8 protein-coding genes are annotated in these 11,835 nt (G+C 58.3%); 7 read left to right on the plus strand and 1 reads right to left on the minus strand.

The window, feature by feature from the left end; genetic code table 11:
- Positions 1 to 18: 18 nt before the first annotated feature.
- On the plus strand, positions 19 to 699 hold the full coding sequence (locus NKH78_RS10835; protein WP_254818884.1) for a redoxin domain-containing protein: 681 nt from the start codon (positions 19 to 21) through the stop codon (positions 697 to 699).
- An 86-nt stretch (positions 700 to 785) separates the two neighbouring features.
- Here the strand turns inward: NKH78_RS10835 and NKH78_RS10840 are convergent, their stop codons facing one another.
- Positions 786 to 3,641 (minus strand): trifunctional glycosyltransferase/class I SAM-dependent methyltransferase/polysaccharide deacetylase, encoded by a 2,856-nt coding sequence (locus tag NKH78_RS10840; protein ID WP_352737280.1) that lies wholly within the window; start codon positions 3,639 to 3,641, stop codon positions 786 to 788.
- Positions 3,642 to 3,948: 307 nt separating this feature from the next.
- Between NKH78_RS10840 and NKH78_RS10845 the strand changes: the two genes are divergently transcribed.
- The 6 genes from NKH78_RS10845 to NKH78_RS10870 all read left to right on the plus strand — a co-directional run bounded on the left by NKH78_RS10845 (position 3,949) and on the right by NKH78_RS10870 (position 11,752).
- Positions 3,949 to 4,140: a hypothetical protein gene (locus NKH78_RS10845; protein ID WP_352702003.1), complete on the plus strand. Its 192-nt coding sequence runs from the start codon at positions 3,949 to 3,951 to the stop codon at positions 4,138 to 4,140.
- Between the two features lie 37 nt (positions 4,141 to 4,177).
- A complete protein-coding gene (locus NKH78_RS10850; protein ID WP_352506856.1) occupies positions 4,178 to 4,843 on the plus strand; it encodes a DUF3450 domain-containing protein in 666 nt (221 codons plus the stop codon).
- Between the two features lie 94 nt (positions 4,844 to 4,937).
- Complete coding sequence (locus NKH78_RS10855) at positions 4,938 to 7,508, plus strand: OmpA family protein (RefSeq protein ID WP_352506857.1); 2,571 nt, start codon at positions 4,938 to 4,940, stop codon at positions 7,506 to 7,508.
- Positions 7,509 to 7,523: 15 nt separating this feature from the next.
- Complete coding sequence (locus NKH78_RS10860; protein WP_352737282.1) at positions 7,524 to 8,015, plus strand: Rab family GTPase; 492 nt, start codon at positions 7,524 to 7,526, stop codon at positions 8,013 to 8,015.
- Positions 8,016 to 8,018: 3 nt separating this feature from the next.
- A complete protein-coding gene (locus NKH78_RS10865; RefSeq protein WP_352737283.1) occupies positions 8,019 to 9,089 on the plus strand; it encodes an adenylate/guanylate cyclase domain-containing protein in 1,071 nt (356 codons plus the stop codon).
- Positions 9,090 to 9,451: 362 nt separating this feature from the next.
- A complete protein-coding gene (locus NKH78_RS10870; protein ID WP_352737284.1) occupies positions 9,452 to 11,752 on the plus strand; it encodes a mechanosensitive ion channel family protein in 2,301 nt (766 codons plus the stop codon).
- Positions 11,753 to 11,835: the final 83 nt, after the last annotated feature.

An 11,835-nucleotide genomic window follows, 5' to 3' on the forward strand; every position in this document is an offset into this window, starting at 1 on the left:
CGGGGTTGGAGGTTGGAAATGTCCGCGCGTAGTGACTTGGTGCCGCTTCAACCGGGCGACCGTGCGCCGAACGTGGTACTCGACGCCATTACCCAGGAAGGCAAGATCGCGCTTGACGACTTTCGCGGACAAAAACCGGTGCTGGTCGGCCTGTTTCGAGGTCTGCATTGTGCGTTTTGCCGGCGCCATATCGCCGCCCAGGCGCGGCTTGATCCGGAGCTGCGCGAAAAGGGCGTGGAGAGCCTGACGGTGGTCAACACGCCGATCGAACGGGCGCGTCTCTATTTCCGCTACCATCCGATGCCGAATCTGCTTGCGGCCTCCGACCCTGAACGCGCTTCACATCGTGCTTTTGGACTGCCCAATCTCGAATTCACCCAAAACGAGACGAACTGGCCGTACAAGGTCTCGATGGCAGCGGCAAAGGATATGCGGGTCGACATACCAGGCGAGTTGCCCGGTCCTATGGATCCTCTTGAGGCCAGCGAAATCCTCAACAAGAAGGACCATTACGAACTGACCGAAGCCGACGAGCAGATGATAGCAACGGGACACGGACAATTGATCGGTCAGTTCCTGCTGGACCGGCAAGGGATCGTCCGCTGGAGCTTCACGGAGGTTCCAGAGGGCGGGCGATACATGTTTGGGGCGCCAAGCCCGCAGGAGCTGATGTCAGCCGTGTCCCAAGTCGCCCAATAGACTTGCGAACGAGGTAAGCGGAGCGGGACGCTGAACAAAACGCGGAACCAACTTGTTACAAATCTAGACACTGACAAGTTCACGGTTCATGCGAGCACGGCCTCGACAACCGCAACAAAGTCATCGAGCGAACGATCCCCACGAATCTCGATGCGCGGAAGGTCGATGGGATCGCAATCGAGGTCCGCCGGCCCGTGTCTGCCGCCGAAGCCGATTCGATAGCCGCACTCCTTGGCCAGCCTGCCAAGCCGTCGGTCGGTGACTGAGAAGGGTGCCGCGAACGCCGCGGTTGGCCGACCGGTCCACCGTTCGATGAACATACGAGAGCGCAGAAGCTCGGCGGCCAAGTCAGAGCTCGACAGACCATCGATCGCGCGATGCGTCGCCAGATGGCTTCCGAAGAAGGCGCCTTCGCCGGCGAGGCGTCGCACCGTCCCGGCGTCCATAAGCTGCGTCGGCGGGCCGCTGTAGGCGTCCCACTGTGCACTTTCACCCACCAAGTCCGTCACCAGGAACACTTCCGCGGTGAGGTCGTTCGCGCGCAGGATCGGCCAGGCATGGTCGGCAAAGTTCTGGAAGCCGTCATCGAAGGTGATGAGCACCGGGCGGCCAACGAAAGGCTGACGGTTGGCGATGAACCATTCCAGCTTCTCGGAGCTAATCGCGTGAAAGCCATTGGCGCGCAGCCATGTCATTTGGCTGGCGAATGCGGCGGGCGTGAGCCGAAAACGGGCGAGCGCGGCCGGACCTTCATCGGAGACGCTGTGATACATGAGGACAGGGATACGCTGCCGCCGCTCGCTACGTGCGACGTCGCGGCGCAAGGCCCGCGCCCCGCCCCAGACGATCTTTCGCGCGACCCCCATATCGATGCGCGCGCGGATTGGCACATGATCAATGACTGGTTCCGTCGCCACGTCGCCTGGTGACAGGCGGCGGAAGCGGTCTATGCGATAGAGCTCGGTCTGGATCGATTGCTCGAGGACAAGACCTTCGGTCCCTGCCAGCGTCTCCGAGATCGCTTGTGCACCGAATGTGTTCCAGTCGAAGCCCGTCCTCTCAGGATTGTCACGTAGCACGAATGCGTGTGCGCTGATGAAGCTGCCGCCAGGCGCCAATGCCTCAACGACTTTCTTGGCGAAGCGTTGCAACTCGGCGAGATCATCCAGGTAATAGAGCACTTCCGAACAGAAGATCAGATCCATCTCACCCGGCAGCGTATCGGCCATGAAATCCAGTACGCCGAACTCAACATTCGGCTGATCGCCGCATCGCGCGCGCGCCCGCTCGATGGCTATGGCGGAGATGTCAGTTGCGGTCAAATGGCTCACGCGCGGCGCCAGTTGCCGCGTGAAGTGGCCTTCCGCACAGGCCAGCTCAAGCGCCCGTCCAATGGGACCGGCAGGCAGAATTTCGAGCTGCCGCTCATATTTCTCCTGCTCATAGGACGAACCGTAATTCCAGGGATCCTCGGTCGCGAAATAGCCATTCCAGAACGACGTGCGATCCTTGTCGTGCCTGGCCCGTGCGCGGCGCAGCGCCGGGGGAGGCTCCGCAGGTTCGGCGCTCGACCGAACCAGCTCCCGCGCTTCCTCGGCCAATTGGGCGAGTTTGCCGAAGTGACTGTCCGGATCGGACCGGCCCTCAAGCCGCTCAGGGGGCACGACATTCAGGATCAATTCGATCCAATAATCCCTTGTCACTGTCCCAAGTACGCCGAATTGCACGACAGCCTCGATCTGGCCATCCATCATCAGATAGGCATAGATTTGATCGATTCCTTCCGGCATTTCGATCGAGGTCGGATTTCGCGCGTCGACACGAATTCCAAGTGTCCGCGCCAGCCTGCGCGGCGCGGCGAGATCGTCGACGTCGAGCAGCATTTGCTCAAGATGATACTGGACGCGGCGAGCCGCGTCGGGATTGTTCCAGACCTTGCCGAGTTCGATGATCAACTCGGTGAGGGAGCCGCCGAACCTGTCCCACCTGGCAGCCAATTGCGCTGGCACCGACAGGCTTCCGACCGCTAGGCCATCGAAGATCACCTTGGCGATCTCTCGCGCCCATTTGCGTCCTGGCGGGAGGGCGCGCAGGGACCGCGGGTTGATCGAGCGCGAGCCGCTGCCGCAATCCGACGCGGCGTTCCACAACGCGAACCACGCGAGTGCCTCGGAGGCGGTACCGCCGTTCGCCTCGATCGCTCCATTGGCGTGAGCCGACGCCGGGTGTTTGACCCTGGGATCGGCGGAAAAGCCGCGGGCGATCACGATTTCAGCATCTGCCAGCATCTGCGTCGAATTGCGGCTGAGCGCGTTGGGGCTGGTCCGATAGAAAGCGAGCGGCTCATCGACCATCACCCAATTTTTGCCCAGACGTGCGAGGCGCTGCCACAGGTCCCAGTCCTCGCAGGTGCGCAGCGACACATCGAAACCGCCCAACTCGACAATTGTCTCGCGGTCGACCAGCAGCGCGTGAATGGCGATGGCACACCTGCGGGCGAATGTCTCGAAGGGCTGGATCGCAACCTCCGTTGCGATGCTCAACGCGGTGAGTTCGCCATCGGGCATCACGCGCCGGGAACCGCAATAGGCGGCCACTGCATCGGGAACGGATTTCAGTGCCGCCAGCATTTTGGCGAGGAAGCTGGCATCCACCCAATCGTCGGCATCCAGAAACATGAGCCAGCGGCCGCGCGCTGTCGAAATCCCGCTATTGCGCGCGCCGGCGGCGCTATACGCGCAAGACCTCAACGTCCGGAATCGGGCATCGTGCTCTACATAACCGGCGATGATCGAGGGGGTGCGGTCCATGGAGGCGTCGTCGACGATGATCGCCTCCCAATCCACTATTTCCTGATCGAGAAGGCAATCGAGTGCGCGCGCGAGCGTTACCTCCGCGTTGTGCGCAGGAACCACGATTGAAACCAAGGGATCATGCGCCACGCCGTCTTACCCGCGCCCGGTCCGAAGGCAGAACAAGATGCGTTGATCTTTCTTGGCCTGCCGGCGAGCGTTGCGCCGACGGTTTGCTCGGCATTGAAAATCGGTACCATACCGCCTTGCGGTAGCATTGTCCTGGATCATCGAGCTTTCGTTTTCTTCGGCAAGAGTCGGCGAATGTCAAAACCGGATGACGGCATCGGATGGCAGCACTGCCCTGTCAAGATCGGGGCGAATTAGAGACAGGCAAAAGACTTGAAGACAGGCTGAATAGCAAGCGTGCATGCCCGACGGCTTGGAGCTGAGGTCGATGCGCCAGGGCATCTCCGCTCTCGCATTTCATCTGCAAAAAGATGATCGCGGGCGAAGACACGAGCGCAAGCTGATCCGGATCGAGCCGCATGTCGAAATCTATCCGAATGGGGACGCACGAACCGACTTGAGCCGAGAAAATTCCGGCTTGCGGGTCGGCTATTTTGCTGACATGTTTATCAGTTTCTAAATTAGCGCTGTGGCAATGTCAAAAGAAGGGGCATGGGATGGCCAAGGAATCTTCGAGTACCGCTTCTTCGGCAAATAAAGCGGACGCAAATCTGACAAGTAATGCAGACGGAAGCGGGCTGAACTTCATGGCGGGCCAGGCTCGCGAGAGCGGGCCTCCCGGCGACGCTGTAGGTGTCGACAAGATACGTGATCTGCTGTTCGGCAACCAGATGCAGGACTATGACCGCCGCTTTTCCAAGCTTGAAGAACGGGTCTTGCAGCGCTTCAAGGATGTCGAATCCGAGGCCAAGCGCAATCTTGAAATGTACGAGTCAAATGCAAAGAAGCAGGTCGACTCGCTTGCGGCGCAATTGCGGAACGAAAAAGACGCGCGAGCCGACGCCGATAAGGAGATTGATCGGAATCTTCGCGAGCAAAATCAGGCGCTCGAAAAGCAGGTGCGCGCGTTGTCGGATCAGTTGAGCGAGCTTGAGCGGGAAGTTGCGGACCGGATAAATCGAAACGATCATTTGCTGCGTGAGGAAATCAAGCAAAAGAATGAAAGCATTCAGATGCTGATGGAGAAAATGTTTTCCGATCTTGGCAATGTCAAGACTGACCGAAATCTTTTGGCTGGCCTGTTTGTCGAGGTTGCAAAATGTCTAAATCAGGATCCCGTCGGCAGCAAGAACAACTCGGAGCGTACCTGGAAAGTGAGTTGATGGGAACTTGACGTCGACTGTCGACCCAATCAGCCTCCCTAAAAGAGCGGCTTCGAACGATACAGAGATTGATCGCGAGGCTCTGGCTCGCCTTTTGATCGAAATTGCCCGGAACGTTGATCCGGACTATCGTGCGCGTCTCGACGGAATCCCAACCGCCGATCCTCGCATGGAAACGCTTCGCCAGTTGCTGGTCGGCCGCGAAATTTCGGAGCTTTCACGAGTTACCCACCTGCTCGACGAACCTGAGCAGCTTGCGGCGGCAGTGGGGGGCGTCCTCCCCGGTGCAGCCGCACGCGCGTCTCATGCGCAACTCGGCGAGGCCCTTGCGCCAGTTGTCGAGAGGGCTGTGCAACGGTCCATCCAGAAAAGCCCGCGCACGCTGACGGATATATTATACCCGGTGTTTCTGCCGGCTATTCGCAAGTCGATCGGCGAAAAGATCGACCAAACCTTTCAGTCGCTGAATGAAACCTTAAGACACATATTTACTTGGCATGGGCTCAAGTGGAGATTTGAAGCTTGGAGAACGGGGGCAAGCTTCTCAGAAGTTGTTCTTAGGCATTCTCTTGTCTATCGTGTAGAACATGTCTTTCTCATTCACCGCAATTCCGGGCTTTTGATCAAGCATGTAACTGCCGAAAACGCAACCAGCGAAGATCCTCAACTGATTTCCTCGATGCTTAGTGCAATTCAGGATTTTGTAAAAGACTCATTTAACGAGAAAGAACAGAGTGGCCTGGACACTATCCGTTTCGGGGAGCTTCGTCTCTGGTCGGAAGTTGGGCCGTTTGCGACCTTGGTTGCGGTGATCCGGGGAAATCCGCCGGAGGAATTACATGAAATAATTCGCGATGTATTGCTTCGCATCCATGATGAATGCTCACAGGCCCTGGAGCAGTTTGACGGCGACAGTTCGCAGTTGGCTGGCGTCGAGACGCAGTTGCAGACCTGCGTTGATCTGAAGCAGGAGGAATCAAACCAGGGATTTCCGTGGCTGGTCCTGGCTGCAGTCCTGCTGGTTTTGATTCCCGCAGGCGGTTGGTTCTTTCTTTCCTGGCAATCCGGGCAGCGCTGGCAGGCGTATGTGTCGCGACTGGGGATCCAGCCGGGCATCATCGTTGCCGACCAAAAGGTGCGCGATGGCCAATTCTATATTACCGGCCTGAGAGACCCTCTTGCCGCCGACCCGCAGTCGCTGTTGGCCGGAACGCAGGTCGATCCCGCCCGCGTTCATTCACACTGGCAATTCTATCAGAGTCTTGAGCCGGAGTTCGTGTTGAAGCGGCTGACGGCGTCGCTGGTTCCGCCGGATTCAGTACGACTTTCGATCGTCAATGATCGCATCGTTGCCGAGGGGGAGGCTCCCGACACCTGGATAGATCGGGCGCGCGCAGCAGCCCAGCAACTTTCGGCAGGTGGACCGGAATTCGATATCTCCAGGGTTCGTGATGTGAGCCCCGAAGCACGCGCGGCGGAGCGCTGGCAGACTTATGTGTCGCGACTGGAGGCCCAGCCGGGTATTATCGTTGCCGAACAAAAGGTGCGCGATGGCCAATTCTATATTGCCGGCCTGAGAGACCCTCTTGCCGCCGACCCGCAGTCGCTGTTGGCCGGTACGCAGGTCGATCCCGCCCGCGTTCATTCGCAGTGGCAATTCTATCAGAGCCTTGAGCCGGAGTTCGTGCTGAAGCGGCTGACAGCGTCGCTTAACCCGCCGAAATCGGTTCGGCTTTCGATCGTCGAGGATCGCATCGTTGCCGAGGGTGAGGCTCCCGACACCTGGATAGATCGGGCGCGCGCAGCGGCCCGACAGCTTTCGGCAGGCGGACCGGAATTCGACATCTCCAAAGTTCGTGATGTGAGCCCCGAAGCACGCGCGGCGGAGCACTGGCAGGCCTATGTGTCACGACTGGAGGCCCAAGCGGGAATCATCGTCGCCCAGCAAACGGCGAGGGGCGGACATTTCTATATTTCCGGCCTGAGAGACCCGCAGGCCGCCGACCCGCAGGTTCTGCTGTCCGGAACAGGGGTCGATCCTGCCCGCGTTCATTCGCAATGGCAATTCTATCAAAGCCTTCATCCGAAGTTCGTGGTGAAGCGGCTGATGGCGTCGCTGACTCCGCCGGATTCAGTACGGCTTTCGATCATCAAGGATCGCATCGTTGCCCAGGGTGAGGCTCCTGCCGCCTGGATAGATCGGGCGCGGGTCGCCGCCCAACAGCTGTCCGCGGACGGACTCTCTCTAGAACTCTCCGAGCTGCGTGAGTTGACCCCTCCGGAACTGACTCATTTGAGGGAGGCTATTCAAACGGTCAGCATTTTCTTCGATTCTGGCAAGGCTGTACCGGGACCAGAGCAACTGCCGGTTCTCGACAAATTGGCGAGTCAGTTGAAGGAATTGGCCACGGACGCCCGCAAGGCAGGGGTAACAGCACAATTCATGTTGACCGGCCATTCGGACGAGACGGGCCGTGAAACGGCCAAGTTGTCGATCAGCGCGGCGCGCGCGGAAACAGTTCGTGCGCTTCTCAAGAAACGCGGCGTCGATCCGGAATTGCTCTTGGTTCGCGGCGCGGGCACCTTTGAGCCAGCGGAGACTGAAAATAGCCGAACCGGGAGCTCCGCGAACCGCAGAGTTTCGGTTACGGTAAACTTCCACTAGGCGGAGCCCAGGATATTGCAAAAGAAGATCTGCATGTTGGGCGGGTTCGCTGTCGGAAAGACGAGTCTGGTTCGCAGGTTTGTGCAAAGCATCTTTTCAGAAACCTACTTGACCACGGTGGGAGTGAAAATCGACAAGAAGAGTGTCGCATTCCCGGACAAAACCGTGGATCTGATTTTGTGGGACTTGGCCGGCGAAGACGATATCGGCTCATTCCGCGTCAGCTATGTGCGAGGTGCGAGTGGGCTCGTGCTTGTCGTCGATGGAACACGCGCGGCTACTCTTGCCGTGGCGCTCACATTGCGCGAACGGGCCGAGGCTGAATTCGGCGCTATGCCGTTTGTATTGCTGTTCAATAAATCAGATCTGGCCGACCGGTGGGCAATATCGGATCGTGAAATTGACGAACTGAGGCAACTTGGATGGCAAATCTATCTAACAAGTGCGCTTTCGGGTGAACATGTTGATGATGCGTTTCGTCAACTTGCTTCGATGGTCAGCAAATAAACCATGCATGTCTTGCCAAGAGAAGTTAGAAGCTGGATTTACGATTTTTTCTACAACGAGCGCTCGGTCGCATATCTAAAAATCGACGCCCAGCTTTGCGTAGCTGCGAAGGGCGGTAACGTTAAACATTACGGACTCTCGTCAGTTCGCATAGGTAAGCTCGTTGCCGAGCAGCTTGAATTCATGGAAGGTTTGTTGCCCTGCCCGGAGCTTCCATTTGATATGGACATGGTCGAACTGCCCGGCGGGCGTGTCGCGGACCTCCATCTTTTTGCTGACAATGCCTGCGTGTGGCTGCTCTTTCTTGACGCCGCTGCCGAACGCGACAATAGGCAGCGGCTTCAACAGAAGGCTTATGAAATGACGCTTCTGCAAGAGAGGGAGCGTCAACTCAACGAGAAATTACAATCGATGAACGAGGCGTTGAGGGCGAGCCAAGAGGGATTGTCGCGTGAATACCAACGCGCCGAAGCCCTACTCCTCAACATTCTTCCGGCGTCGATCGCGGAGCGCTTAAAAGCGGACGAACAAATTGCAGACAACCATGCTGACGTGAGTGTGCTTTTTGCCGACATCGTCGGTTTTACGGAAAGAGCGCGGAGCGTCGGAGCCGTAACGACGCTCGCTATCTTAAATTACTTCTTCAAGGCGGCGGATCTGCTCTCGGAGCAATACGGCTGCGAAAAGATCAAGACAATCGGCGATTGTGTAATGGTGGTCGCTGGCCTGCCCGCCGCGCGATCCGATCATGCGGAAGCCCTTGCGCACTATGCACTTGAACTGCGCAACGAGGTCAAGCGCGAACGCTTCGCAGGAGAACCGATAAGACTCAGAATTGGAATTCACTCAGGACCAATCGTGGCGGGCGTCATAGGCAAAAGGCGGTTTGCCTATGACCTATGGGGCGACACCGTTAATCTCGCCGCACGTATCCAAACGTCCGCGGAGCCCGATGAAATCCGCATTTCGGATGCAACTCATCAACTGCTTGGACCAAATTTTGCTTGCGACCCACTCGAGGAAACGGAATTGCGTGGTACAGGTCGTGTGCGAATGTGGCGGCTCCCGGCCTGATTTGCCGCATGGCAGCGCCGACCCGGAAGCGCATTGCATCTCAAGCAACATCATGGTTTCCAATGTCCGCAGCGGTGCGCGAAGCAGTTGACCACCGAGCGACCGCCAAAGGTCTGTCCTAGTCAGTTCAGGAAATCAGTTCCTGAGGTTTAACGTCGATGCCCAGTTTATAGAACGGCCGGAGACCTGGGCCGAGGTCGGAATGCCCTGCCCCCGCGGCTAAATAAACACCGCCAAGTACCCGGCGCAAGGTCCGGCTCGGAACGATGACGTCTTGCACCGCAACATCGGTTTCTTCAAGGTAAGGCAACAACGGACATAGATGTCGTTGCTTGCCGATTTGACCGGAAGGTTACAGCACGATGCCACGCATCACTCGACGATTGGGGGCCAGGAATCTGGCGCGCCCGGCACGGCGTCTCGGAGACCTGACCGCGATGTTTGCCTTGATTGCCAGGCCGCTCGTCTTTGGGATCGCCCTTTTGTTGGCTGGTCAGGCACAGGCGCAGGCGCCGGCGACGGTCCCGCCTGAAAGGGTCAAACAGCTGTTCGAGCTTCTCGACGATCCGTCAGTGAAGGCCTGGGTGGCCGAACAGCGAAATCAGGACGCCGGGTCAACGGGAGCGCCTGCCGAGCCAGGGGCTTCGCCGACCGACGCATCGTCCGGCGCCGTGGCCGCACCAGGCCCGATGAATACGATGGCATCCTCGACGCTCGATGGGATCAGGCATCATATCGAACGAATCGTGCGAACTTTGCCCTTGCTGCCAAGCCAGTTCGCGCGCGTTCGGGCAGAGACAATGGAGGATATGTCCAGCAAGGGGCCTGCCGGCGTATTTGTGCTGATTGCAATGTTCATCGCTGCCGGCCTGGCGCTCACTTGGGCAACGTACAAGCTCACCCGCCCATTTCGTCTCTGGATTATCGCGCAACCCAAGGATACGCCCGTTGGGCGAGCCAAGAAGATTGGTGGCCGCCTGCTTTATTCCAGCATGCTGATAGTCTCTTTCGCACTGGGCAGCGCCGGCGCATTCATGTTGTTCGACTGGCCGATGCTTATCCGCGAGATTGTACTGACATTTCTGATGGCGGCAGTCGTTACATGGGGTGTGCGCATGTACGTGATGGCCATGCTCGTCCCTTCCTTCATGAACGTCGAGAACGCCGTCGAGGTTCGTGCTTTGCCGATCACCAACGAAGCGGCTGACCATTGGTCCTTTTGGCTACCCCGGATCGTCGGCGTCTTCGCCTTCTTCGGCGCCGCGTTTATCCTCTTGCCAGGTCTCGGCATCGATCAGGACGGAATGATGGTCCTGTCACTGGGCGCCGATTTCGTGCTGCTGTTGCTCCTGCTGCTTGCCATTTGGCGTCGGCCAAGAACGCAGCGAGACGGTGCGCGCCACATCGGTCACACGGAAGCGACATGGCTATTGACTGCTTATTTCGTCGTCCTGTTCCTGCAGCGTATCGCCGGCCTTTATACATACTTCTGGTTCACCTTCGCCGCGTTCTTCCTGCCTTTGGCAATCGTGGTGACGCAGCGCGGGGTTAATTTCGTTCTTCGGCCAGGTTCGGAAGATGTCGGCCGGCCCACGATCCCGGCGGTGACGATCGCTGTCATCGATCGCGGAATCCGAATGATTTTCATCCTGGCGGCGGCTTACCTTCTCGCACGTGTCTGGGGTCTGGACATGCAATCCATGCGGGACAGCGATACGACGACGACGTTCATATTGCGCGGCTTGATCAATGTCGTGGTGATTGCCCTCGCCGCCGACTTCGGCTGGTCGATCATCAAAGCTTTGATTGAACGAAAGCTGGGCATCGAAACACCGCACCCTGTGATCAGCGACGAGGACGTTCCGGTCCTCGATCCGCAACAGGCGCGGCTGCACACGCTCTTGCCGATCCTCCAGAACATTCTGCTCGCGTCGATCATCGTGATGGCGGTGCTTATGATGCTCGCCTCGCTGGGTATCCAGATCGGCCCATTGATCGCCGGCGCCGGCGTCGTCGGCGTCGCCGTGGGCTTTGGCGCACAAACCATCGTCAAGGACGTCATTTCAGGTGTGTTTTTTCTGCTCGATGATGCGTTTCGTGTTGGCGAATACATTTCATCGGGCAATTACAAGGGTACTGTGGAAAGCTTCTCGCTGCGCTCGGTGAAGCTGCGTCACCATCGTGGTCCGCTGTTCACGATACCTTTCGGTGAACTCGGGGCAGTCCAAAACCAGAGCCGTGACTGGGTTATCGACAAATTCAACATCACCGTTGGTTATGACACCGATATCGACTTCGCTCGCAAGCTGATCAAGCGGATCGGCCTCGAACTGGCGGAAGATCCAGAGTTCAAACACTGGGTGCTCGACCCGATCAAGATGCAGGGCGTACAGGAGTTCGGCGAATACGGCATCGTGTTGAGGGTCAAGGCCACAACCAGACCGGGAGGCGCGTTCGGTATGAAACGCAAGTTCTATGTACGCCTCCGCCAGGTCTTCAAGGAGCAGGGCATCGAACTCCCATTTCCGACCGTCCAGGTCCAGGGGCTACAGAACCCACATGGGGCAGAGAATGCGCCGTTGGAGATCACACCCGAGTTGAAAATGGCCGTTGCGCAGTCGCACACTATTCGGCGCAGAAAAAAAGCCAGCACACCGGAGTAGGAAAGCTGTGACACCTGCCGGTCACAGCGTCGCTTTCCGCGCATCGCCCGTGGCAGGGATACTCTTCTATCTTCAACCGTTAA

The organism is Mesorhizobium sp. M0910 (assembly GCF_040319465.1).
Taxonomy (GTDB): Bacteria; Pseudomonadota; Alphaproteobacteria; order Rhizobiales; family Rhizobiaceae; genus Mesorhizobium.

Bases quoted from the DNA above. Each gene is read 5' to 3' on its own strand.
- NKH78_RS10865 (WP_352737283.1), top strand. From the start codon at position 8,019: ATGCATGTCTTGCCAAGAGAAGTTAGAAGCTGGATTTACGATTTTTTC.
- NKH78_RS10870 (WP_352737284.1), top strand. From the start codon at position 9,452: ATGCCACGCATCACTCGACGATTGGGGGCCAGGAATCTGGCGCGCCCG.
- NKH78_RS10850 (WP_352506856.1), top strand. From the start codon at position 4,178: ATGGCCAAGGAATCTTCGAGTACCGCTTCTTCGGCAAATAAAGCGGAC.
- NKH78_RS10845 (WP_352702003.1), top strand. From the start codon at position 3,949: ATGCGCCAGGGCATCTCCGCTCTCGCATTTCATCTGCAAAAAGATGAT.
- NKH78_RS10835 (WP_254818884.1), top strand. From the start codon at position 19: ATGTCCGCGCGTAGTGACTTGGTGCCGCTTCAACCGGGCGACCGTGCG.